This window comes from Rhodococcus sp. 15-725-2-2b, from assembly GCF_002259075.1.
Lineage (GTDB): Bacteria > Actinomycetota > Actinomycetes > Mycobacteriales > Mycobacteriaceae > Rhodococcoides.
In genome coordinates this window covers 464535-487278 of sequence record NZ_NPFL01000006.1, presented here as the reverse complement: position 1 = coordinate 487278, position 22744 = coordinate 464535, and the positions used below count along the sequence as shown (strand labels likewise).

31 protein-coding genes and 1 pseudogene are annotated in these 22744 nt (G+C 64.1%); 10 read left to right on the top strand and 22 right to left on the bottom strand.

Annotated features, from left to right (window positions below):
* Positions 1 to 258, top strand: a complete 258-nt coding sequence (locus CH306_RS08105) for a DUF3297 family protein (protein ID WP_032396922.1) — start codon at positions 1 to 3, stop codon at positions 256 to 258.
* A gap of 46 nt (positions 259 to 304) precedes the next feature.
* Here CH306_RS08105 and CH306_RS08100 read toward each other — a convergent pair whose 3' ends face one another.
* From CH306_RS08100 to CH306_RS29830, 9 genes and pseudogenes are all read right to left on the bottom strand, one after another.
* Positions 305 to 2485, bottom strand: coding sequence for a heavy metal translocating P-type ATPase (locus CH306_RS08100; RefSeq protein WP_306436627.1), 2181 nt, complete (start codon positions 2483 to 2485; stop codon positions 305 to 307).
* Between the two features lie 19 nt (positions 2486 to 2504).
* Positions 2505 to 2789 (bottom strand): DUF1490 family protein, encoded by a 285-nt coding sequence (locus CH306_RS08095; protein ID WP_032396920.1) that lies wholly within the window; start codon positions 2787 to 2789, stop codon positions 2505 to 2507.
* A 90-nt stretch (positions 2790 to 2879) separates the two neighbouring features.
* Positions 2880 to 3587 (bottom strand): class I SAM-dependent methyltransferase, encoded by a 708-nt coding sequence (locus CH306_RS08090; protein ID WP_218829669.1) that lies wholly within the window; start codon positions 3585 to 3587, stop codon positions 2880 to 2882.
* Positions 3588 to 3658: 71 nt separating this feature from the next.
* Complete coding sequence (locus CH306_RS08085; RefSeq protein ID WP_218829668.1) at positions 3659 to 4180, bottom strand: GNAT family N-acetyltransferase; 522 nt, start codon at positions 4178 to 4180, stop codon at positions 3659 to 3661.
* Positions 4146 to 4481 (bottom strand): hypothetical protein, encoded by a 336-nt coding sequence (locus tag CH306_RS28790; protein WP_141214688.1) that lies wholly within the window; start codon positions 4479 to 4481, stop codon positions 4146 to 4148. Before CH306_RS28790 ends, CH306_RS08085 begins: the two co-directional genes overlap by 35 nt.
* 40 nt (positions 4482 to 4521) lie before the next feature.
* A complete protein-coding gene (locus CH306_RS08080) occupies positions 4522 to 5031 on the bottom strand; it encodes a putative immunity protein (protein ID WP_217901358.1) in 510 nt (169 codons plus the stop codon).
* Position 5032: 1 nt separating this feature from the next.
* Complete coding sequence (locus CH306_RS08075) at positions 5033 to 5353, bottom strand: hypothetical protein (protein WP_141214689.1); 321 nt, start codon at positions 5351 to 5353, stop codon at positions 5033 to 5035.
* Between the two features lie 21 nt (positions 5354 to 5374).
* Positions 5375 to 5539, bottom strand: a complete 165-nt coding sequence (locus CH306_RS29465) for a VOC family protein (protein ID WP_256981094.1) — start codon at positions 5537 to 5539, stop codon at positions 5375 to 5377.
* An 83-nt stretch (positions 5540 to 5622) separates the two neighbouring features.
* Positions 5623 to 5745 (bottom strand): annotated as a pseudogene (locus CH306_RS29830) (VOC family protein); the annotation flags it as partial.
* Positions 5746 to 5894: 149 nt separating this feature from the next.
* Between CH306_RS29830 and CH306_RS08065 the strand changes: the two are divergent.
* The gene (locus tag CH306_RS08065; RefSeq protein ID WP_032396913.1) at positions 5895 to 6575 is read left to right on the top strand and encodes a thiamine pyrophosphate-dependent enzyme; all 681 of its coding nucleotides are present in this window, start codon (positions 5895 to 5897) and stop codon (positions 6573 to 6575) included.
* A complete protein-coding gene (locus tag CH306_RS08060; protein ID WP_094646215.1) occupies positions 6575 to 7474 on the top strand; it encodes a transketolase family protein in 900 nt (299 codons plus the stop codon). Before CH306_RS08065 ends, CH306_RS08060 begins: the two co-directional genes overlap by 1 nt.
* Here the strand turns inward: CH306_RS08060 and CH306_RS08055 are convergent, their stop codons facing one another.
* The 4 genes from CH306_RS08055 to CH306_RS08040 form a co-directional block, all read right to left on the bottom strand.
* The gene (locus CH306_RS08055) at positions 7475 to 7936 is read right to left on the bottom strand and encodes a DUF6194 family protein (RefSeq protein ID WP_094646214.1); all 462 of its coding nucleotides are present in this window, start codon (positions 7934 to 7936) and stop codon (positions 7475 to 7477) included.
* Between the two features lie 84 nt (positions 7937 to 8020).
* On the bottom strand, positions 8021 to 8614 hold the full coding sequence (locus CH306_RS08050) for a luciferase domain-containing protein (RefSeq protein ID WP_094646213.1): 594 nt from the start codon (positions 8612 to 8614) through the stop codon (positions 8021 to 8023).
* 69 nt (positions 8615 to 8683) lie between these two features.
* The gene (locus CH306_RS08045; protein WP_094646212.1) at positions 8684 to 9217 is read right to left on the bottom strand and encodes a hypothetical protein; all 534 of its coding nucleotides are present in this window, start codon (positions 9215 to 9217) and stop codon (positions 8684 to 8686) included.
* A gap of 193 nt (positions 9218 to 9410) precedes the next feature.
* Positions 9411 to 10805: an aminotransferase-like domain-containing protein gene (locus CH306_RS08040; RefSeq protein ID WP_094646211.1), complete on the bottom strand. Its 1395-nt coding sequence runs from the start codon at positions 10803 to 10805 to the stop codon at positions 9411 to 9413.
* On the opposite strand from CH306_RS08040, the gene CH306_RS08035 reads away from it, so the two are divergent.
* The gene (locus tag CH306_RS08035) at positions 10804 to 11745 is read left to right on the top strand and encodes a DMT family transporter (protein WP_094646210.1); all 942 of its coding nucleotides are present in this window, start codon (positions 10804 to 10806) and stop codon (positions 11743 to 11745) included. The two genes, CH306_RS08040 and CH306_RS08035, sit on opposite strands and share 2 nt — an antisense overlap.
* A complete protein-coding gene (locus tag CH306_RS08030) occupies positions 11742 to 12962 on the top strand; it encodes a pyridoxal phosphate-dependent aminotransferase (RefSeq protein ID WP_094629071.1) in 1221 nt (406 codons plus the stop codon). Before CH306_RS08035 ends, CH306_RS08030 begins: the two co-directional genes overlap by 4 nt.
* A gap of 3 nt (positions 12963 to 12965) precedes the next feature.
* On the opposite strand, the gene CH306_RS08025 is transcribed toward CH306_RS08030, so the two are convergent.
* Positions 12966 to 13163, bottom strand: a complete 198-nt coding sequence (locus tag CH306_RS08025) for a helix-turn-helix transcriptional regulator (RefSeq protein ID WP_032396904.1) — start codon at positions 13161 to 13163, stop codon at positions 12966 to 12968.
* Positions 13160 to 13567 carry a hypothetical protein gene (locus tag CH306_RS08020; RefSeq protein ID WP_032396903.1) on the bottom strand — a complete coding sequence of 136 codons (408 nt, stop codon included), beginning with the start codon at positions 13565 to 13567 and terminating at the stop codon, positions 13160 to 13162. Before CH306_RS08020 ends, CH306_RS08025 begins: the two co-directional genes overlap by 4 nt.
* 174 nt (positions 13568 to 13741) lie before the next feature.
* Between CH306_RS08020 and CH306_RS08015 the strand changes: the two genes are divergently transcribed.
* Both CH306_RS08015 and CH306_RS08010 read left to right on the top strand, forming a co-directional pair.
* The gene (locus CH306_RS08015; protein ID WP_032396902.1) at positions 13742 to 14905 is read left to right on the top strand and encodes an NADH:flavin oxidoreductase/NADH oxidase; all 1164 of its coding nucleotides are present in this window, start codon (positions 13742 to 13744) and stop codon (positions 14903 to 14905) included.
* Between the two features lie 110 nt (positions 14906 to 15015).
* Positions 15016 to 15957, top strand: coding sequence for a DUF808 domain-containing protein (locus CH306_RS08010; RefSeq protein ID WP_045197652.1), 942 nt, complete (start codon positions 15016 to 15018; stop codon positions 15955 to 15957).
* Positions 15958 to 16025: 68 nt separating this feature from the next.
* On the opposite strand, the gene CH306_RS08005 is transcribed toward CH306_RS08010, so the two are convergent.
* The 3 genes from CH306_RS08005 to CH306_RS07995 are packed head-to-tail and all read right to left on the bottom strand — an operon-like array spanning position 16026 to position 17254.
* Entirely contained in the window at positions 16026 to 16238 is a 213-nt protein-coding gene (locus tag CH306_RS08005; RefSeq protein WP_032396900.1) for a hypothetical protein, read from the bottom strand.
* Between the two features lie 8 nt (positions 16239 to 16246).
* Positions 16247 to 16834, bottom strand: coding sequence for a winged helix-turn-helix domain-containing protein (locus CH306_RS08000; protein WP_256981092.1), 588 nt, complete (start codon positions 16832 to 16834; stop codon positions 16247 to 16249).
* 48 nt (positions 16835 to 16882) lie between these two features.
* Positions 16883 to 17254 carry a VOC family protein gene (locus tag CH306_RS07995; RefSeq protein WP_094646208.1) on the bottom strand — a complete coding sequence of 124 codons (372 nt, stop codon included), beginning with the start codon at positions 17252 to 17254 and terminating at the stop codon, positions 16883 to 16885.
* Positions 17255 to 17316: 62 nt separating this feature from the next.
* Here CH306_RS07995 and CH306_RS07990 point away from each other — a divergent pair, with 62 nt between their 5' ends.
* The gene (locus CH306_RS07990) at positions 17317 to 17748 is read left to right on the top strand and encodes a MarR family winged helix-turn-helix transcriptional regulator (protein ID WP_094646207.1); all 432 of its coding nucleotides are present in this window, start codon (positions 17317 to 17319) and stop codon (positions 17746 to 17748) included.
* Positions 17749 to 17750: 2 nt separating this feature from the next.
* Here the strand turns inward: CH306_RS07990 and CH306_RS07985 are convergent, their stop codons facing one another.
* Genes CH306_RS07985 through CH306_RS07975 form a run of 3 tightly spaced genes read right to left on the bottom strand, consistent with a single transcriptional unit; the run spans position 17751 to position 19742 of the window.
* Positions 17751 to 18560: an alpha/beta fold hydrolase gene (locus CH306_RS07985; protein WP_094646433.1), complete on the bottom strand. Its 810-nt coding sequence runs from the start codon at positions 18558 to 18560 to the stop codon at positions 17751 to 17753.
* A gap of 13 nt (positions 18561 to 18573) precedes the next feature.
* Positions 18574 to 19293, bottom strand: a complete 720-nt coding sequence (locus CH306_RS07980) for a pirin family protein (protein WP_094646206.1) — start codon at positions 19291 to 19293, stop codon at positions 18574 to 18576.
* Positions 19290 to 19742, bottom strand: a complete 453-nt coding sequence (locus CH306_RS07975; RefSeq protein WP_094646205.1) for a MarR family winged helix-turn-helix transcriptional regulator — start codon at positions 19740 to 19742, stop codon at positions 19290 to 19292. Before CH306_RS07975 ends, CH306_RS07980 begins: the two co-directional genes overlap by 4 nt.
* Positions 19743 to 19840: 98 nt before the next feature.
* On the opposite strand from CH306_RS07975, the gene CH306_RS07970 reads away from it, so the two are divergent.
* Both CH306_RS07970 and CH306_RS07965 read left to right on the top strand, forming a co-directional pair.
* On the top strand, positions 19841 to 20347 hold the full coding sequence (locus tag CH306_RS07970; RefSeq protein WP_371828385.1) for a VOC family protein: 507 nt from the start codon (positions 19841 to 19843) through the stop codon (positions 20345 to 20347).
* A gap of 31 nt (positions 20348 to 20378) precedes the next feature.
* The gene (locus tag CH306_RS07965) at positions 20379 to 21161 is read left to right on the top strand and encodes a pirin family protein (protein WP_094646204.1); all 783 of its coding nucleotides are present in this window, start codon (positions 20379 to 20381) and stop codon (positions 21159 to 21161) included.
* On the opposite strand, the gene CH306_RS07960 is transcribed toward CH306_RS07965, so the two are convergent.
* Positions 21158 to 22723: a Na+/H+ antiporter gene (locus tag CH306_RS07960; RefSeq protein ID WP_094646203.1), complete on the bottom strand. Its 1566-nt coding sequence runs from the start codon at positions 22721 to 22723 to the stop codon at positions 21158 to 21160. The two genes, CH306_RS07965 and CH306_RS07960, sit on opposite strands and share 4 nt — an antisense overlap.
* Positions 22724 to 22744: the final 21 nt, after the last annotated feature.

The following is a 22744-nucleotide window of genomic DNA, read 5'->3' as shown; positions in this document are numbered from 1 at the left end:
ATGTCAGAGGACCAGCACACAGACGTTCCACCGAATCACCTCGCGATCGATCCGCGGAGCCCCTTCTACAACGAAGAGGTTCTTCGCCGGGACGTCGGTATTCGCTTCAACGGCGTCGAGAAGACCAGTGTTCGCGAATACAACGTCACCGAGGGTTGGGTGCGAGTCGAAGTCCCCACCGCGAAGGATCGCTACGGAAATCCCATGCTCGTCAAGCTCAAGGGCACGGTCGAACCGTACTTCCGCGACGCGAAATAGCGGACTGGGTACCAAGCAGATCGCCCTCGTGTCGGGGCGTTACTGATCAGATTCGGTATCGGATCAGTCGGGAGCTGTTGCCGACCACCGCGACCGAGGACGCGTTGTGCAGAATCGCGGCGAGCACCGGAGAGAGTGCTCCACCGGCGCTGACCAGGAGGCCCAGAGCGTTCACGGCGATCGACATTCCGTAGTTCTGCCGGATCACCGATACCGAGTGCCGACCGAGATCGCGAACGTCGAGCAACCGTGTCAGGTCGTCGCTGGCCAGAGCTACATCGGCCGTTTCGACGGCAACATCGGTGCCCGCCAATCCCATTGCGATTCCGATATCCGCGACGGCGAGCGCGGGAGCGTCGTTGGTGCCGTCTCCGACCATCGCGACGACGTATCCCTCTTGTTGGAGCTTGCGGACGGCGTCGAGTTTGTCGTCGGGCATCACCTCGGCTCGCCACTCGGCGATGCCCAGTTCGGCGGCGACGGCCGCGGCGGTCTCCGGGTGATCTCCGGTGAGCATGACGATCCGTTCCACACCGTCGGCGCGGAGCGCGTTCAGTACGTCCAAAGCATTGGATCGGACCTCGTCACGCAGGCTGATCAACCCGACCAGTACGCCGTCCACCGCCAGCAGTAGCGGAGTTTCGGCCTCACGCTGCAAGCGCGAAACCCATTCGGCCGCATGGTCGGAGACGGTGACGTTCTCGCTGCGCAGCAGTGACGGGCTGCCCAGCAGCAGAGTCCGGCCGTCTGCGACGGTACGCATGCCGAGGCCGACGAGTACTTCGCATTCCTCGTGCGGAGGAATTACGATATGGCGTTCCTCGGTGCTGCGAATCACGGCCTCCGCCAACGGATGCCGAGAGTGGATCTCGGAACTGGCGGCATACGCCAGCACCTGCTCCGGCTCCCAGTCGTCCTGGAATGACACGACATTGGTGACGACCGGGCGTCCGACGGTGAGGGTCCCGGTCTTGTCGAACACGAAGGCATCGACCCTGCCTGCTTGTTCCAGATGCGATCCGCCCTTGATGAGAATCCCCCGGCGAGCACCGTTTCCGATGGCGGCGCTGATGGCCGTCGGAGTCGACAGACCCACCGCACACGGGCACGCGACGAGCAGCATGGTCATCGCCCGTCGGACATCGCGGGTGACCAGGAGCGTGAGGCCCGACAGGATGAACGACGCGGGTACGAAGCGGCGTGAGAAGTTCTCTCCCACCGTCTGAATCGGGGCGCGGTCTTCCTGTGCCTCCTCGACGCGCGAGATGATGCGGCCGATCGTCGTATCGCGGCCTACCGCAGACGCGCGGACGACGATGCGGCCACGGACAACGACGGACCCGGCATGGATCCTGTCGCCTGCAGCTATCGACACCGGCAATGTCTCACCGGTGATGGCGGATTGGTCGACCACCGCGTCACCGTCTACGACGGTCCCGTCAACGGGCACGCCGACGTGATCGTGCACGACGACGTCGTCGCCGATCTCCAGCCGATCGACGTCGACGGAGATCTCGGAACCGTCCGGAAGGCGAATCCACGCGGTGTCCTGCGTGCCGGTCAGGAGATCGGAGATCGCGCGACGAGTGCGCTTGAGCGTCAGCTCCTGCAGATATTCACCGATGTTGAGCAGCCACAGCACGGTCAGGGCAACAACGTTCTCACGGAGCACCAGACTGGCCACGGTGGCGGCGCTGACGAGTGCGTCGGTCCCGGCGGACCGGTTTCCGGTCAGCGAGCGCAGCGCTCCCTTCAGGAATGGATAGCCGGTGAAGATGGTGGCTCCGGTCGCCACGACGCGGCTGGTGGGTCCGAGGAGGGGCGGCCGTCGGAAGGCGTAGCGACGGAAGCCGAGCAGGACCAGGGCCGCTCCGCCGATGGTCATGCGTAGGACATCACCGCTGGTGACGTCCGCAGAGCGTGGGCTTCGGACGGGCACAAGTCCCCAGTCGGTGGTGCGACCTGCGTTCACGGCATCGAACAGCTCGGCCCGGTCGATGCGCGAGCGGGAGTACCAGATGACGACCGATGCGGTGCGGGGGTACGCGTGGACAGCTCGAACGCCGCGAATCTTGTCGACGTGATCTTCGACGGCGACCGCGCGACCCGGACTCGATCGAAGCCAGTCGACGCGAAGCCGCATGCGGCCGGCGGCATCGGACAGGATCTCGATGCCATCCGCGCGGTCGGGAGCTGCTTCGAGGGAATGTTCGACGAGCATCGTCATGTTCGGCCGACTGCCGTGATCAGTGCGAGTGGCCGTGGCCGACTTCGGTGGCCGAGGGTGGCGGCACTTCTTCGCCGAGCCGGTCCCGCGCCTCCGCAACAACATCGGACACGGCCAGACGTGCTGACTCGGCGTGGATTTCGGCCTTTCGTGCGGCACGGAGACCGAGCTCGGTTGCCGACACCGCGACCTTGCGGACGGGAGCCTTGTCGTACAGCTTCTTGGCACCGTTGTACGCGGCGACGCCGACTGCGCCTGTTACGACCGTCGATACTGCTTTCGCGACGATGATCGGAAACGCCATGTTGTAGCTCCTCGAAGTCGAACCTGCACCCACTTATTGGGAATCATATTCGTTTTGCTCGGATGTGGCGACTCCCGGGGTTGGGGCGTCTCACCGGCTCGGCTTCGTGGTGCGGAAAGCCCTTGTGACATAGGGCAGTTCGATCGTCCTCGATCCCTCGAGACCCAATTCGTCGAACAGTGCAGTGAGATCCCGATCGATGCGGTTGCGCTCATCGGGGGTCGCGGTGATGTAGAAGCTGCGCGACCGAACCAGATCGGTCAACTGGGACCGGCTCACCGTGCGCGACCACGCCCACCGCTCCTCGTCGAGCCGGCGGAACGGTTCTGCGATCGGCGGTGGACCGTCGTCGAACATGGTCAGCGCTCCACCGCGCGAGACCACCGAGTTCAGTCGCCGAACCCACGAGTGCGACTCGTCGCGAATGTTCCAGATGAGTCCCAGGGTGCCACCTGGGCGGAGAACCCGGCCGATCTCGCGTGACGCGGCCACCGGCTCGACCCAGTGCCACGTCTGTCCGAGCAGGACGGCATCGACGCTCTCATCATCCAGCGGCAGGGACTCGGCAGTGCCGACGTGGGCGGGAACTCCGGGCACTGCAACGCGCAGGGCGTCGAGCATGGCGGGATCAGGATCGACCGCGACGGCGTCGCACCCGGCGGCGACGATGATGCGGGTGAGCTTGCCGGTCCCGGCACCGACGTCGGCGACAAGAGGCCGCCCGCCCGACTCGAGTACGGGTTCAAGCATCCACTCGACCGCGGCCGACGGGTATTCGGGGCGAGCAGATTCGTACACGTCGGCGACGGTCCCGAACGATGTAGAGCTGTTATCTCGGCTAACCATATGGCCAGGCTACATCTCTTGCGTCAGTTCAGCTCGAGTTCGTAATACAGAGCTTTGGGTCCCTCGCCACGGCCTTCGTGGCAGTCGAAGCCACGCTTTTCGTACACGTGTCGCGCCGCCTCGTCGTCCTCGGAAGTGTTGAGGTCCATGTAGGTGGCACCCCTGCCGCGTGCGTGCTCGATGACGTCGTCGAGAAAGGTTGTTCCGTAGCCCTTCCCGCGTAGGCCAGGCCGGACGTAGAACTCGGCGAGATAGGCCTCGATATCTGCGCTCAGAGTGCCGGCCCGAAATCGCAGAATCGCCACACCGATGGCGGGAGTCCCGAATGTCAGCACGCTGGTATCGCCGGATTTCACCAGAGTATCGAGATGAGCTGCAAGCCAATCCGACTCGGGCACCGGGTAGTCGTACTCGCGATTGAAGTCGATCAACAGGATTGCGGCCTCGGTCAGTCCGGCGGGTCCTGGACGGCACGTGTACCGCTGACTGACGACATCGCCTTCTCCTCGGTCAGTGATCCGGTCGAACGAGATTCTTGGCGTCACGCAGACCGAGACCGGGATGCATCTCTCGTAACGCTTTGATGGCGTGGACAGTTCTGCCGGATTCTGCGACCACCGCTTCGACATCCCCGGCGGGTACGGCTTCGGGTCCGATCTTGTCCGGAGACGTCCAGGTTCGGCGCTCTCCGTACCAGATGAACACAGCGGCCACAGCCAGCACAGCCAGCTTCGACCAGTTCCAGGCAGAAGGATCGGACACGATGTCGCTGATTGTCGAGAATGCGAGGAAGGCCAGCAACGCGGCAATTGCATAACGCTTCCACGGGCGTTCATGTGCCTTCATCTTTCCCATGCTGTCACCGCACTCCAATCGAGGCAACGGCTCAACGGCGCAATTCGGTATCGAGTCGGGCCATGAGCACGCCGAACCTCGTGCGCCCGGCGATCGGTGGCGGAAACCGACGCAAAACCGCTCGCACAGTCGCATCGGACTGCGCGTCGATCCATTCGATCTGTTCTGCAGCAGATTCGGGGTCGGCGAGCACCAGGTGCACGGCAGAACCGAGAATGTGTTTGATCTGATGGGGGCTGTACAGCGGATGGAGAAACACAGAGCCGGCCGCGTGCATTGCGGACAGTGCTGCGTCCGTGGCCGCTGAAGTCGGCAGTTCGCGGGCCGCTTTGTGCGCGTCCCAGGCGAGCCTGCGTAACTCCGCCGTCCGGTGGCCGGTCTCGGCGAATGCCTCGGCACCCTCGATCGCCGAGCGTGGACGCGCATCCCCGGGGTGGGCCATCTCGTAGATCGGTAATGCCCGTCGGGCGCAGGTAGCCGCAAAGGCCGTCACGTGTCGAATGTCGTCGGTGCTCAGCTCCACTTGGGCAGGCCCAGCCACCTCATGCCTCTCGAGTTCGCTTGCGCGTGAGTACGAATCCGAACTTGCCGAGAACGAATCCGGCCAGTGCACCGAGAGCTGCGGTACACACAGGCACTACGTACAGCCACAGCATGGACAGGCCTCGAGTTCTTCGGTCGAACGAATCGTTCATGTCACCGACGAATTCGTCGTCCATCGTGACACCGTTCAGGGCTTGATAGCCACCGGAATACACGACGCCATTCGCGTTGGTGGTCATCTCGCCCATCAGGTACCAGCCCAACGGCACCAATCCGACGATGAATCCGAACAGCAGCAGAACGATGACGAGATTGCGCACCATCTCAGGCTATTGCCCTCGTCAACCGTCGTACACCTCCGTGGTGATGCAGAAGGGGTGCCCGGCGGGGTCGAGCAGAACTCGCCATCGGGGGTCCGGCTGCTCTGCTGCCTCCTTGGCCCCGCATTCGACTGCAAAGGCGACGGAATCGGCCAGGTCGGCTCCAGCGTCCAGATCGAAGTGCACGATGGATGTCGACGGCCATTGGGGCGGATGTAGTTCGTGACTTTCTGCGCAACGATGTTCAGGCCGGATTGTGTGCGGATCCCAACGCTCTCGGAGTTCTCCCACAACAACTCGCCGCCGAGAAGCGCGAGATAGAAGCGCGCTAGTTCCGCCGGATCGGCGCAGTCGATGGACGTCCCCGCTATAGCGAGGGGGTTTCGCGGCATATCTGGAGACTACGGTCGGTGGTGCCGTCAGTGTCCACAATTTGGCTCGAGAAGCGGAAATCGTCGTCCCGCCCGGGAATGTCGGACACTCACATCACCTCCCCCGCAGGGCTCGACCTCGAGTGCGCTCGAGGTTGCAGGGTGGGGTCATGCAGATGACATTCGACGAGTTGCCTCGGCTCATGACTCTGATGACGGGCGACGAAAAGCACAGCACCAGCGCCACTTCGACACTCGATGTGTTGTGGGTGTTGTACTCCGACATTCTGAGCCTGGACCCAGCCGATCCTGACGACCCGGACCGTGATCGGTTCTACCTGTCCAAGGGTCACGGGCCGATGGCGTACTACGCCGTGCTTGCGGCACGGGGATTCTTGACGCCGCACGAGCTCGCGTCGTTCGGCAGCTACGACTCACCGCTGGGAAATCACCCGGATCGCACGCTGGCACGCGGGGTCGATATCGGATCGGGATCGCTCGGTCATGGCTTGGCACTGGCCGCCGGAACTGCTGTTGCGCTGCGGATTCAGAACAGTATCGCCCGAGTTTTCGTACTGATCGGCGACGCCGAGCTCGACGAGGGGAGCAATATGGAAGCCGTTCAATTCGCTGCGCGATCGAATCTGGGCAATCTGACCGCGGTGGTGATCGACAACGACTCCGCCGGCCTGGGATGGCCCGGCGGTATCGCGTCGCGGTTCGCGGTCGAGGGGTGGTCCACTTCCGACGTCGACGGCCGAGATCACACCGCTCTCAGGCGCGCGTTTCGCCTCCATCATCCACAGGGGCCGCACGTGGTGGTCGCTCACGTCGAAAAGAAGGAGAGCTGATGAAAGCAACGCTGGACCAACGCGAGTACTTCTACGGCCTGCTGCCCGATCTGTTGGCGCAGAACGAGCGAACAGCGTTGGTGCTGGCGGAGATCGGAGTTGGATATCTCGAACCGCACCTCACCGCCGGTATTCGATCGCGGGTGATCAACGTTGGCATTCGAGAGCAGGCCATGATCGGGGTCGCCGGTGGTCTGGCCCTGGCCGGAATGCGTCCGATCGTGCACACCTTCCCGCCGTTCCTTATCGAGCGGCCCTTCGAGCAGGTGAAACTCGATCTGGGCCATCAGAGCGTCGGCGCAATCCTGGTGAGCTCGGGTGGATCCTACGGGTGGCCGCAGGGCGGCGAGACACACTTCGGTCAGCGAGATGTCGCACTCCTCGACACCCTGGACGGGTGGACGGTCCATGTTCCCGGGCATGTCGACGAGGTCGAGTGGATGCTGCAGAGCGCGGCGGCAACCGACGATCGCGTCTACATCAGGCTCGACGGGGTGTGCAACGAACGTCCATACGGCCGGCCCGATGGATTGTTCACCATTGTGCAACAGGGCAATTCGGGAACAGTGATCTCCGTCGGCCCGATGACGGACCGGGTTCTCGCCGCAGCCTCGGGACGCGACCTGACGGTGCTGCATGCGTCGACGATCAGGCCGTTCGACAGCCGAACGCTGCGGGCGACGTTGACCGCGCCGGACGTCATGATCGTCGAGTCGTATCTCGCGGGAACGTCAGTGCTGCAGGTGAACAGAGCCCTCGCCGATGCGCGTCATCGTGTGTCGGGAGTCGGGGTCGAAGCAGGAGAACGACGCAAATACGGCACGGTGGCCCAACATGATCGGGCCAACGGCCTGGATATCGAGGGGCTCTCCCGATCGATGGACGATTTCTTCGGCTGATCAGGCTTGGCGGCGCTCGTATCTGCTCTTGGCACCGTGATACGCGGCGTCGAGTAGTTCCCGAACACGCGTTTCGGTCTGCGAAGACGGGTTGACCACCGACAGCCAGCCTGCGGTGCCGTACTGAGGGTGGGCAGCGAGGACGTCGTCTGTGTCGGCCTGGGGTGCCTGGGCCGCTTCGCGGGGCGGCACTCCCAGCATCCTGTGGAATTCTTGTTTTCCTGCAACGATGTTGACGCGGAACGCGTCGGGTCGGTCCAGTCGGGACAGCTCGTCGCCCGGGTAGTTCTTGGTCACGATCGTGGCGAACGGCTGAGTGTTCGTGGGGAAGGACCCGTCGGGCGAGTAGTAGAAGAACGCATCGCCCCAGGCGAGTTCGGGAGTTCCGTCTCCCTCTCGAGGCCGCTGCGTCACGGTGCCTTCGAAGCTGCGGACCAGATTCACGATGTCGTCGAGTGTCATGTCCCGATCGTCACACGGTCGGCAGGATCGTTCACCCGATTTCGTACGTGGCCGGTCGAGCAACAGATCCGCATCGTCCTCGGCTCAGGTCGTTGCAGTCGCCGTCGCGCGCGAGATGATCTGCTCGATTCGGTCTGCGTCGTCGGCGTCTCTGGGTGCGTAGACGAAGACGTAGGTCTCGGGTAGTCCGAGAACCGGGCGTCCGGCCAAGGGGTGCAGTTCACCCCAACCCGCGGAGATCACGGTCTGCGCATCGTCCGGCTGCATCACCACGTGCAGCGAGCCCTCACTGTCGTGCACGTGCAGAACTTCACCCTTCGTTCGTGAGATCCAGGGCGCAGCGGCACCGATGTCCGTGACGTACAGCGCGTCGCCTCTGCGCTCGAATCGACTGCGCTCGAGGTGAAACGGCCCGCCGGATCGGGCTTCGGCGACCACCGTTGCCGTGAGCCGCTCGATGAGCTCAATGCTGCCACGGTGGGTGAGTTGCCGGTGCGGTATCGGGTAGGGCGCGATCGTCGGACGAGGTCCGGGTCGGTGATCGAGGTGCCAGTGCAGTCCTGGGCTCCCGGCACCGTCGACGGTCGTCGTGTCGCGTCGGGCGAGTGGTTTGAGGGCAGTGGTGATCAGCCAGCCACCGACGTTGGCGGGGAGGCCACCCGGCCCAGGTCGATCCACGCGGCGTAGTCGTTCCTGACCTTCTGCACGGGATCAACATAGCTGGTGGGGCCGGGCGGGAACAGCCCGTCAGGCCGGGCAGCTCACGGTGTAGGTCCAGACTGTGCCGACCGGTCCGGTGACGCGGACCAGCACAGCGGACGCGGTGCCGGGCGGAACCGACACCACCACCGAGCCGACTCCGGTGCTGCCGCCGACATAGCCGGTGTTGTGGATCAGTGCGCCCTGGTAGAAGACCTCGATCTGATCGGGAACATCGACGGTGTCGTAGCTGAGCACGAACGAGGTCGGTCCGGTTCGGCCCAGCTCGTGCAGGGTCTCCGTCACGCCCTCCTCACCCGACATCGTGGAGGCATTGCACTGCTGCGTAGCGATGCCTCCGTTGGCCGAACCGGTGTCGATGCCGAGAATGCCTCCGGCGATGGCACTTCCGCTGCCGAGGATGCGGGCACCGTTGTCGATGATGTTGCCACCGTCGAGGATTGCGCTTCCGCTGTCGACGATCGCGCTGCCACTGTCGACTATGGGGCCGAGTTCGGGTTGGGGGACCGCTGCCGCTGGGACGGCCAGGGCACATGCCCCGGTTGCCAGGGCGACTGCCATCGAACGACGAACCAGGTTCCTGCGAATTCCACTCGTGCGCGCCACATTTCCTCCACCGAAAGTATTGACGGGCTGTCCGTCTCAGCGATGGTGACACAGTGATCGCGCGTCGAGTATCCCTTGTTCGGATGATCGTGCGGGGCCGAAGATGCTGTGCCCCAAAGGTTGCTGTCATTCGATCGACTGAACGGTCTCAGATGATCGATCCGATCGTGCGCGCCGCGTCGGCGAACTCGCCGGGGTTGGGGCCTGCATAGTTGAGCCGTAGGTACTTGCCGGTGGGTTCGGCGGGAAAGTAATCGTCGCCCGCGCCGACGATGACACCCGCTGCCTTGCATTCCTGCACAATGCGTTCCAGGTCCGAGTCGTCGCGCAGGCGCATCCAGAGATTGAGCCCACCTCGGGGCACCGCGTCGAGGTGCCCACGCGGTGCGAACTCGATGAGGCTGTTGGCCAACAAGTCTCGGCGCAATGCCAACTGAGTGCGCAACCTCCGCAGGTGAGTTCGCCAGGCGGGTTGCGTGACGACGTCCAAGGCGACGGCTTGCAGAATCCCGCTGACGTACATCGATTCGGCGCCGGTGTCGGCGAGGATGCGCTCGTGGGCGGGCCCACGGGCGATCAGGCCGGCCAGGCGAACCGAGGGCGAGACCGTCTTGGTGAGTGAGCGAAGGTAGACGACATGCCCGCCGTCGTCCCGTGCGGCCAGCGGATTCGGCTCGGAGCTGATACCGAAATCGTGGGCCGAGTCGTCCTCGATCAGGAATGCGCCGTGGCGTCGAACAGTGTCGAGGACCCGCTCGGACAACGTGGGCGACCACTGGGCCCCGGTGGGACTGGCGAAGGTGGGTTGCGCGTAGAACGCCCGAGCGCCGGTGTGCGCGAACGCTCGTGCGAGCGCGTCGGGGTCGGGCCCGTCGACGCCGCTGGGTATCGGTACCACACGGACGCCGGCCTGCGTGGCAGCAAGGATCGCACCCCAGTACGTCGGGGACTCCATGAGCAGTGGACGCCCGGCACCGACGAGTGCTCGAAACGCTGTGCTGAGTCCGGTCTGGCTGCCGGGAATGATGACGACGTCACTGGCCGACGGTGGCGTGACGCCCAACGGTGTCGACGCCCCCAACTCGGCCGCGAACCACGCCCGCAGTTCCGGCAGACCCGCGGTGGGGGGTCGGGCGATCACCGAGTCGGTCCGTGACGCACGCGTGAAGGCGGCGTGAACAAGCCTTTCCGGCAACAACTCCCGGGCCGGGTAGCCCGAATGCAACGCGATCACATCGGTCGACGTCGACTGCAGAGCCGCCGGAAGTTGTAGTCGATTGTCCGGCGCTCCCAGCGCCGCCGTCTGCCACCCGTAGTCGTTGGGGCGGGCCGTGCGCACCGTCCTGACGAATGTGCCGACGCCAGGCCGGCTCTCGATGACGCCTTGCGCGATGAGCGTGCGCAGGGCCTTCTGTACCGTGACCGGGCTGGCCGAATGCTCGGCGACCAGGGCGCGGGTGGACGGCAGCCTGGCTTCGGGAGGGGCAGTCGCAATCCAGGTTCTCAGTGCAGAGACGATCCGGGAACTGCTATCGTCGGACATGACACAGCATAGTAGCGCTACTCGTTCTGGGACGGGCCTGCTATCGCGCGCCGGATTGCTCTGGGGCCTGGCGGGCGTTACGGCGTTCTCGTTCACGGTCCCGCTGACCCGCGTCGCGGTCACCGGAGGCCTGTCCCCGCTCTTCGTGGGCTGCGGACGTGCTGTGGTCGCAGCCGCGCTGGCCGCGATAGCGCTCGCCGCTACAGGACAACGGCTCCCGCAGGGACGGCAATGGATTCGGCTCGCAGTGATCGCGGGCGGTGTCGTCGTTGGCTTCCCGGTACTGACGTCGTACGCCCTCACCACCGCATCGGCGGGACACAGTGCCGTGGTCATCGCGTTGCTGCCTGCGGCCACCGCCGCTATTGCAGTTGTCCGCGAACGGCAACCGGTGCGGCCGATGTTCTGGGTGGTCGCAGGCGTGGGGGCCGCCGTCGCGGTCGGCTTCGCTGCGCTGCAAGGCGGACAGCTGACCGGATTGCAGTGGTCGGATCTGTTGCTGCTCGGAGCGGTCGTCGCCGCAGCGGTGGGATATGCCGAAGGCGGGCTGCTGTCGCGAGAACTCGGTGCGTGGCAGACGGTGTCGTGGGCGTTGGTGGTGTCCGTGCCGGTCACCGGAGCGTTGACTGCTCTCGCGTGGTGGCAGCAACCGTCGACAGCGGGGGCAACCGAGTGGGCCGCCTTCGGCTACCTGGCGGTGGTGAGCATGTACCTCGGGTTCTTCGCCTGGTATCGGGGACTGGCGATCGGCCCGATGTCCAGCGTCAGCCAGGTCCAGTTGATCCAACCTGTGCTGACCATCTGCTGGGCCGCGGTCATCCTGCGCGAGGGCTTGACGTGGCCGGTGCTCGTGGGTGGAGCGGCGGTCATCGTGTGTGCAACAGTGGCGGTCCGGACCCGGATGTCGCCGACCGTTCGGCAGGAGGAGTTTTCGAAATGACGAGATCGATCGACCAGGCGCGCAAGCTCGAGAACGTGCGCTACGACATCCGTGGACGCATTCTGGACAAGACCGAGGAACTCGAGGAGCAAGGGCACGCCATCCTGCGACTCAACGTCGGCAATCCTGCCCCGTTCGGTTTCGAGGCACCGGACGAGATCATGATGGCGATGATCCGCAACCTTCCCACCGCACAGGGCTATTCGGATTCCCGGGGCCTGTTCTCCGCCCGCACGGCAGTGGTCCAGTACTACCAGACCAAAGGCCTGACCGATCTCGACGTCGGCGACATCTACCTCGGAAACGGGGTCTCGGAACTGATCACCATGACGATGCAGGCGCTGTGCAACCCGGAAGACGAAATCCTGATCCCGTCGCCCGACTACCCGCTGTGGACCGGCTCGGTGGCCCTGGCCGGTGGTGTGCCCGTCCATTATCTGTCCGACGAAAACCAGGATTGGGCCCCGGACTTCGATGACCTCGAAGCCAAGATCACGCCCCGCACCCGCGCGATCGTGGTGATCAACCCGAACAATCCCACCGGAGCGGTGTACTCACGAGAGGTACTGCAGCGATTCGTCGACCTGGCACGGGAGCACGATCTGGTTCTGCTCGCCGACGAGATCTACGAGAAGATCGTGTACGACGGGGCGGTGATGACCAACCTCGCCACCCTGACCGGGAAAGATGTTCTGTGCCTTACCTATTCGGGTCTATCGAAGGCGTACCGGGTGTGCGGATTCAGGGCGGGATGGCTGGCGATCACCGGCCCGCGCCGACGCGCGGCGAGCTTCATCGAGGGCATCACACTGCTGTCCAACATGCGCATGTGCGCGAATGTGCCGGCGCAACATGCGATACAGACCGCGCTCGGCGGCAGGCAGTCGATCGAGGATCTGCTGCTCCCGGCGGGCAGGTTGACCGCGCAGCGTGACCTGGCGCATCGCATGCTCAACTCGATCGACGGAATCAGCTGCGTCCAGGCAGCGGGGGCGCTGTACATGTTCCCCAAACTCGACACCGAACGGTTCGGGATCGTCGACGACGAGAAGTTCGTGCTCGACCTGCTCGAGTCCGAGAAAATTCTGGTCAGTCACGGCCGTGCCTTCAATTGGGATGTGCCCGATCACTTCCGACTCGTCACGTTGCCCAACGTCGACGATCTCGCGACGGCACTCGACCGCCTGGGCAATTTCATGAGCTCCTATCGGCAGTAGCTATCAGCTCTGATCCGGCTCGAACAGTTCCTCGATCGAGCAATCGAACGCCGCGGCGAGGCGAAAGGCGACAGGCAGGCTCGGGTCGAATCGCTCCTTCTCGATCGAGATGATCGTCAGTCGGGTGACGTCGATGCGCTCGGCCAGTTCGTGCTGAGACCAACCCTGCTCGGTGCGACGCCGTCGAACACTGTTCTTCACTCGGACAGTGCGCGATGTCGCGCGTAGGTGTACCGCGCGGTGAACGATGCGAACGCGGCGAGAAGCAGACCGATCAGCAAGAGGGTGGCCGGTGGTTCGGCTCGTGCGATCGAGACAACGGTCAGCGTCAGGCCCAGAGTGCACACCAGGTCGGTGGCCATCCCACTCGATGCGGCCGACGTCCAATGAGATTCGATGCTTTCGCCCGATGCATACGCCGGCTCGGTTGTCGTCGGGGCAACGAAGAGCACCCAGCCCAGCATGGCACCGAACGGAAGAGCGGTGAACCCGAACACCACCGCTGCGATCCCCGGTGCGACCGGTGAGACCAGCCAGGCCAGCAACGCCGTTGCCGAGGCGGCGGCAAGGCCGACTGCGCCGACCGACAGCCATCTGAGTGTCATGTGGGTGCTCCGATCGTAGGTATAGCTCGCTATACGTATAGGAAACCATACATCGGGCCCTCACACTCGGATGATCGGGACGGTGAGAAGACTGTCACCGACGTGCAGCATCGGTGTAGTCGATCGAAACGTGCCAGGTGGTGAGGTGGTATCACTCAGGAAAGGACCACTGTCATGCCGGATCTCTTCAGCCCGTTCACCCTCAAGAGTGTGACGCTTCGAAATCGAATCGCCATGTCGCCGATGACGATGTACCGCGCCGTCGACGGCAAGATGAACGACTTTCACCTGATGTATCTCGGTGCGCGTGCGGCAGGAGGTTTCGGGATGGTGTTCCCGGAACAGGTTGCGATCACGCCGGACGGTCGTACGACTCCTGGCTGTGCGGGGATCTACGACGACGACCAGATCGAGGGACACGCACGCGTGACGTCGATGATCAAGGAGATGGGATCGGTCCCGGCCATTCAGCTGGGGCACACCGGACGCAAGGGCAGCGAAGTCCCACCGTGGCAGGGCGGACATCAGCTTCCGGCCGACCATCCCGACGGCTGGGAATGTGTGGCGCCATCGGCGATTCCCTACGGCGGTGACCACTCGTTCCCCGTCCACGAACTCACCGTGCCCGAGATCAAGGCCATCCACCAGAGCTACGCCGATGCAGCTGTTCGGGCCGCCGAAGCCGGGTACGAATGGCTCGAAATGCACTATGCCCACGGTTATCTCGGTGCGAGCTTCTTCTCCCCGTTGGCCAACCAGCGCACCGATCAGTACGGCGGCAGCCTGGAGAACCGGGCGCGGTTCCACCTGGAGGCGCTCGACGCGGTGCGTGAGGTGTGGCCCGAGAAGTACCCCCTCACCATGCGATTGGGCTCGGACGATCACCACCCGGACGGTGTGCAGTTCGACGAATCCATGATCGCCATCGGATGGATGAAGGAGCATGGCCTGGACATGGCCGATGTCAGCCTCGGTTTCAACACCGACGACATGGTCGACCCTCCGTTCGGGGACATGGGCTTCATGGTCGAGCGCGCCGCCCGCGTCAAGCGTGAGCTGGATATCCCGGTGACCTGCAGCTGGAATCTGGGCGTACCGGAGAACGCGGACGCCGTCATCCGCGAAGGCAAGATCGATGTCGTGCTGCTCGGACGTCCGGCACTGGCCAATCCGCACTGGCCGGTCTGGGCCGCGCGTGAGCTCGGCCACGGGGATCCGTTCTCGCTGGTCCCCGAGGACTGGAGTTGGTGGCTGAAGAACTTCCGTGGACACGACCCGAGCATCGGACTGCCGCCCGCGAAAGTTCTCGACGACGAGCAGGAGAGGAAGATCGCGTAGCAGAGGGAAAGGCCGGACGGCGATCACGGACCATCCGCGGGCGGTAGGGTTCCAAGGGCTCGCATCATGAGGAGCCATGTGGTGTTCTCGTATCGACGCGGAGGTTTGTGATGGCCGGCGGACTCGTAGCCCTGCTCGACGACGTGGCAGCGCTGGCTCGCCTGGCTGCAGCGTCCATCGACGACGTCGGAGCAGCTACCGGCAAAGCGACGGCCAAGGCGGCCGGGGTCGTGATCGACGACGCCGCCGTGACGCCTCAGTACGTTCGCGGTCTCGCGGCCGAACGTGAACTGCCCATCATCAAGCGCATTGCCGTGGGCTCGCTGCGCAACAAGTTGCTGATCATTCTGCCGATCGCCTTGCTGCTCAGCCAGTTCGTGCCGTGGTTGCTCACGCCCATACTGATGCTCGGCGGCTGCTACCTCAGCTACGAGGCGGCGCACAAGATATGGGGCGCACTCTTCGGCCACGGCGATGATCACGCGGCCGCCGAGGACGAGCCGCGTGACGAGGACGCCGTCGTCTCCGGAGCGGTGCGTACCGATCTCATCCTGTCGGCCGAGATCATGGTCATCGCGCTGGACACCATTGCTGCAGAAGGCTTCTGGAGTCGGCTGATCATCCTGGCGGTCGTCGCCGTGGTCATCACGATCGTCGTCTACGGCGTCGTCGCACTGATCGTGAAGATGGACGACATCGGACTGAAATTGGCCGACGGCTCCACAGGGTTCGTCGAGAAGTTCGGCCGAGGCCTGGTCAAGGGCATGCCCAAGGTCATGTCGGTGCTCTCGGTCGTCGGCACCGCAGCGATGCTGTGGGTCGGCGGGCACATCCTGCTCGTGGGTATCGACGAGCTCGGCTTCCATCCCATCTACGAACTCGTCCACCACGGCGAAGAAGCGGTGCGAGGAGTCGCCGGCATCGGCGGAGTGCTGGCGTGGATCGTCAACACACTCGCATCGGCGATCATCGGTGCCATCGTCGGTTGCATCATCGTGGTTGCGCAGCTGGGAATCTCGAAGGCGCTCGCCAAGCGAGCTGCTGCGAAGTAGTGGCTGTACCGGCGACTTTCGCCGTCGTTCATTCCTCAAAGGTGGGGCTGCACAAAATCTTGCTCTGATCAGCGTCGAGCCAGTTCGAGAACCCGTCGCTCGGACGCGGAGACATCGGCGAGGGATGCCGTCAACTCGTCCCATGCCCTCTGAACGCGGAGTTCGTCTCGGCGGAGGCGCTTCTGCGCAGCAGCGAGTCTGCGGCGCTCGGCCAGAAGCAGATTCCGATCGCGATCCTGATCGGCGATGAAGAGGTATGTGTGCGGATCGAACGGATACATGCCAACTCCTATGGTGTGGTGGGGAATCCGTGCATCAGCACCATGACGTGTTCGCGCTCCGCCGATGGTGATTGCTCGCCGTGTCGACGCCACTTGTCGATGACGGCGCGCATTTCCGTCCCCATGGTCTTCGTCTCGTCGGCGGTGAGTCGCAGGACGTCGTCGGAACTGAACGCCGCCGCCACCCATTCCGGCCCCCAGGACTCCGAAGTTCGCCCGAAGTCGTGCAGACGCGACCACTGGTGCGCCACCCAGGAATCCATGGATGCCTTGGCGACCGACAGCGATTCGGGTGAGTCCGAGAAGTCGTTCTCGGACCAGCTGAACCCTCCCTCGTTGGCCTCCGACCACCAGCGCTGACGTTTGTCGGATCCGTTCTCGACCTCCTTGACGAACCCGTGCTCGGCGAGTTTGCGCAGGTGATAGCTCACCGAGGCGGGTGACTCGTCCACCAGATCGCCGAGCTGGGTCGCCGTCATCGACTTGTTGGCGCGGAGTGCATAGAGCAGGCGGAGCCGAATGGGATGCGTCAGCGCCTTCAGCTCGGACATGTCCGTCAGCTTCCGGGGCGTCCTGTCGGGCGGCGGTGGGGTCATGCGACAACCATAACCCGAAAGAAATATTTCGCAATAGTTCTTTCGGAATTAGCTGCTGTGCACGGTGACGGCATACCCGTCCGGGTCTTGCAGGACGAAGGTCTTACCGAAGGGGCCGTCGAAGGGTGCGGTCAGGATGGGCACGTCGGCCGCGATCAGTGACTCGTGCAGCGCCTCGGCGTCGTTGCACACGAGCCACAGCGCAACTCCGAGTCCCGGCTGACCACTGTCGAGATCTGTTCCGGGAGCTGGGTTTCGGACTGCGAACGGAATCGGTGACGTGGTGAATACCACTGCGCCGGGTGGTGCCTGAGGCGCGCGGACGAGACCCAGACGCGATTCGTAGAAATCCGCGCTGACGGCGAGGTCGCGTACTTGGAGTGAGAGGAAGCTCGGTCCGGAAACAGCTGCAACGGTCATGATGGGTCCTTTCGGGTGGTCGTCAAGTTCTTGACGAGGGAAATGTATGTCAAGATATTGACATGAGTCAAGTGGACGTCGATTCCTCCATCGGTCTGGCCCTCAAGCGAGCCACGTCCGCCCTGCGTTCGGCGATGGACGATGCTCTGAGCGAACTCGACATCACGGTCTCGCAGTACTCGAGCCTCGAACACCTCGCGCACACACCGGGCCTGTCCAACGCCGAACTCGCTCGCGCGGTGTTCGTCAGCAGGCAGGCAACGCATCAGCTGCTGGCCGGGCTCACGCGAGACGGTTTGGTGGAGATCGAGGGCGCCGGTCGTGACCAACGCCTGTACGTGACCGCTACGGGCCGAGAGCGCTTGCGGCAAGCGTCGGCGGCGGTCGCCGCCGTGGAGCAGGCCATGATTGCGTCACTGTCGATGGGCGAGCGAAAAGTGCTGCATCGCAATCTCGTTGCGTGTGCTGAGGCGTTGGGCGGGCACCGGTCTTGACGTCACGCGATCGAGTCGAGGAACTCCAGCATCGCCGCGTTGAACTCACTGGGCCGGTCCATGTTCGCGGCGTGACCGCAGCTCTCCAAGACGACCGATCGACCGAGCGGGTTCAGGTCTACCGACTCGAAAGCATGTGCAGCAGGCCAGAACTGACTGTCACGCGCGGCGACCATCAGGTACGGCTTGTCGATACCGGCAATGGTTGCGCGCCAATCCTGCGCAGCATGATCTGCGAGCAGAGCCCTCATCGGTGGGGTGTCGGGGGACGCCAATTTCGGAATCGCACGTAATGCGAGCACAAGCCTCAGCAGCGACGGTACGGATTTCCACTGGGGCCGCCCGTGACCGGTATCGGGTATTCCGTTGTCGAAGAACGTCGTTCGATTGTCCTCGGTGAGTCCGTAGAACCCGTTGGCCCAGCCCGCGCTGTTGACCATTCTCGGTGTCTGATCCACCGACACGATGGCGCGAACGCGTTCGGTGCCGAACTGCGACACGTACGACCAGATGGTGCTCGCTCCCATCGAGCCGCCGATCAGAACGGCTTCGTCGAGGCCCACCGCCGACAGGAAGTTCGCCACATCGCGTCCGTGCCGCTCCATGGTCGCGCCGTGTGTCGGTGCCTCCGAGGCACCGTGCCCTCGTCGATCGAGCGCCAGAACGCGGTATCCGTTCGCCACCAATGTCTTCTGCTGCAGCATCCAGGTGGTCGCGGGCGCGCAGAAGCCGGCGATGAGCACCACGGCCTGGCCCCTGCCCTCGTCCAGATAGTTCAGGGTGACGGCATCGTCGGTGATGACGGTCGGCATGGACGACACTCCCTCAGGCGAACTCGGCGTGCATTTCCCAGATCATGATCTCGCTCGACGTCGATGCTGTCACACGGTGTCCGCCGGTACCGGTCAGCCGCACCGCGTCACCCTGGTCGAGATCGCCGATGTCCTCGAACACCACTGAACCGTCGGCGACGAAGACGTGACCGAACGGTGCGTCGGGAACGGTGATCGACTGTCCCGGCGCGAGCCGCGCAACATGAAGCGACACAAAGCGATTGCCGATGCGTACTCCTGTCCTGCCCGGCATTCCCGATGCGACGCAGACGAGCTCGCCGGATGCCAACTCGTCCCGCACGTCCAGCTCGTCGTACGACGGCACCCGTCCGTCGGCATCCGGTGGAATCCACATCTGCACGACGCGTAGCTTGTCGCGGCTGGTCAGACTCGATGCGTTGCGTTCGGTGTGGCGGATGCCGGTGCCTGCGCTCATGCGTTGAATCAGTCCGGGGCGGATCAGCCCGCTGTTGCCCTCGGAGTCCGTGTGTTCGAGGGTGCCCTCGAGCACCCAGGTGAGGATCTCCATGTCCCGGTGCTCGTGCGAGTCGAATCCCTCGCCGGGAAAGACGGTGTCCTCGTTGTGCACCATCAGCAACCCGTGCGCGTTGGCCGCCAGGTCGTAGTTGCCGGTCGCGGGGAAGGACTGTTTGGAATCGAGCCACTCGTTCCACCAGTGATGGCGCTGCTCCCCGGGAAGGTGGCTGATCACGACGCGTGGTTCCGCATGGCCGAGAAAGTCCGGGTCAGTGCCGCAAGATCGTCCGGATCCACGAGGTCGAACATGTTCTTCCGCACCGCCTCGACGTGCCCTGGACTGGCTGCGGCGAGGGTGTTCAGTCCGGCTTCGGTGAGTTCGGCGGACATGCCTCGCTTGTCGTCGTCGCATTTGACGCGCCGGACCCAACCGCAGTCGACGAGTCGGCTGATTGCCCTGGTTACGCCGCTGCGAGTGGTGGTGACGGCGTCGGCGAGTTCGCTCATGCGGCGTCGGCGATCGGGTGCTTCGGAAAGGACCACGAGCAGCTCGAAGTCGGTGAACGAGATCCCGGAGTCGCGCGTGAGCTGATTGTCGAGATCGCGAAGCAGCAGCCGAGTGGCGTCGAGGTATGCGCGCCAGGCCAGCTGTTCGTCCTGGCTGAGCCACCGTGGGGAATCCATGAGTCCATAGTAGTTGACAACGCAACTACTGGGTGTACTGTTCTTGGTAGTTGACGAAGCAACTACTTGACCCGGAGGGTGCAGCGATGACCGACGACATGACTGCCGAAGAGACACGACGCGCGCAGGAACACGAAGAGCAGCGGGACCGTATCCGTACTCAGCACCTCAAGCCCGCAGGCGAACGGCCGGCGTCGTCGGCTCGCGGCCTCCACCACACCGCGTTGGTCAGCAGTGACGTCGAAGCAACGGTCCGCTTCTATCAGGATCTGCTCGAGTTCCCGCTCACCGAGCTCATCGAGAACCGTGACTACCCGGGCTCTTCGCACTTCTTCTTCGATATCGGGAACAGCAACCTGTTGGCATTCTTCGACTTTCCCGGACTCGACGTCGGACCGTACGCCGAGGTGCTCGGCGGCCTTCATCACGTGGCGATCAGTGTCGAACCCACCAGGTGGGAGCACCTGCGTACCAAGCTCATCGACGCCGGAGTCGAACTGATCGAGCACAGCGAGGTCTCGCTGTACTTCCGCGACCCCGACGGTGCCCGCCTGGAACTGATCGCCGATCCACTCGGCGAGATGTACGGCTCGCACGTCCTCTGACCCCACACTCCACGAATTCGAGGGACACGATATGACCTCTGCAGCACCCACACTCGACGTCCGGCGAGCCGATGACCGATTCAAGACCAAGATCGGCTGGCTCGATTCCAAGCACTCCTTCTCCTTCGGCAACCACTTCGATCGCGGCAACACCCACCACGGCGTGTTGATGGTGAACAACGACGACATCGTCGTTCCCGGCCAGGGTTTCGACACCCACCCGCACCGCGACATGGAGATCGTCACCTGGGTGCTGCAGGGCTCGCTGGTGCACCAGGACTCGATGGGTCACTCCGGCGTCATCTACCCCGGTCTCGCCCAACGAATGAGCGCAGGCACGGGAATCCTGCACTCGGAGAAGAACGATTCGTGGCGACTCGGGGAGACCGCCGGCTCGTACTCCGGCAAGCACGGCGATCCCGTTCGCTTCGTGCAGATGTGGGTGGTGCCCGACGAACAGGGCATCACCCCCGGCTACGAGCAGCTCGAGATCGACGGCGAATTGCTCAGTGGTGGTTTGGTTCCCGTGGCATCAGGAATGGCACACCACGCCGACCACGCAGCCATTCGCATCAAGAACAAGTACGCCGCCATGCACGTGGCGCGCTTGCAGGCCGGGCAGGCTCCCGTCGAGATACCCGACGCCCCGTTCGTGCACATCTTCGTCGCCCAGGGTGAAGCGATGCTCGAGGGCGTCGGACCACTGGCCGAGGGTGATGCCGTGCGCGTCAGCGGAGGCGGCGGTCAGAAGCTGAGCACCGCGACCGGAGCCGAAGTGATCGTGTGGGAGATGCACGCGGCGATCGCCGGCTAGTCGGTCTCTCGATGCGGGCGGAAGGAATGCTCTTCGTGATCGAGTTCGTGCTCGAGACTCCGCATGCTGTTGTCCGGCAGCCGGCCGGCGTCTCGCCAGCACAGCAGCTCCTCCCGCTCGACGTCGAGTATGCGGCGACGTGTGGTCATCGCGGCAATTTGCTCGGGTGAGATGACCGCATCGCCGATCTCGGACTCGTCGAGGTGATCCAGACGGCGATGGTAGCGGTCGATACGGTGCTCCAACTCGCGGCGCAGTATCTCGCGACCCTCGTCGTCCAGGTTCTCCTCGTCCGCAATCCGGTCCAACTGTGACAGAGCGGCTTTCGTCGAACCCTCCCGTGCTTCGTTGCGTAGACGTGCCTCTGCGGCGGGATCGGCCACGACGTTCAACCTGCGCACCAGCGGAGCGAAAGTCAATCCCTGACCGATCACCGTCACCAGCACGACGAGAAATGCACAGAACAGCAGCAGATCTCGGCTCTCGAACGGCTCGCCCGAGTCGATGGTCAGCGGCAACGTGAAGACGGCAGCGACGGTGATGACTCCGCGAGTGCCTGCCCAACTCATCACCACCGCCTCGCGGGCGGACAGCCCGGTGGTCAGGAGCCACAGCGGCCGCAGCAACAGGACGCCGGCGAGCGTCACCGTGACTGCGAGGGCGATGGTCGTCCCCGAGTAGGCCGACAGGCCGCCGACAACGGTGGGCAATTGCTCGCCGATCAACAAGAACACGAAGCCCTCGAGAAGCAGATCGATCAGCCTCCACACGGCACTGGTCTGCAGGCGACTGGCTCCGGAGATGGCGTGACGGGTGTGGTGACCGATCACCAATGCTGCGACGACGACGGCCAACACCCCGGACGCATGCACTTCTTCGGCCGCGAGGTACGCGAGGAACGGTGTAGCCAGCGAGACGATGTTGAGCAGCAGCGAATCGTGAACGAACCGCTGTACCAGCCGAATCGCCAGTGCGACGATCAGTCCGACGACGATGCCGCCTGCTGCGGCGAGCACGAACAATCCCCCGGCATGAGCGGCTGTCATGTCCTGACTCGAGATCGCGGCGATCGCCACGGTCAGCATCGTCAGTGCGGTCGCGTCGTTCAGCAGTCCCTCGCCCTCTATCAGGGTCACCAGTTTCGGTGGGATGCCTGCGCGTCGACCCACCGCCAGCGCCGCGACCGGGTCCGGTGGTGCCACGGCGGCACCGAGCGCCATACCAGCGGCCAGTGTGATCCCCGGAACGAGCAACCACAGACCGACGCCGACGAGGGCAGCCGTCGCCACCACGAGGGCGACCGACAAACTCAAGATGGTCCACACGTTGCGGCGGATGGCGATCAGTGAGGAGTTCAGAGCGGCGCTGTAGAGCAGTGGCGGAATCACCAGGGTCAGAACGAGCTCGGGGTCGAGAACGATGTCGGGCAACGCCGACGCAGAGACGGCCAGGCCGGCGAGCGTCAACAACGCTGCCGCGGGGAGTGTCGTCTTCTTCGAGATCACCTGTGCGGCGACGATCAGGCCTGTGGCTGCCAGGACGAGACCGAGTGTCTCTACCACGGTAGGTCGAGAGGGAAATAG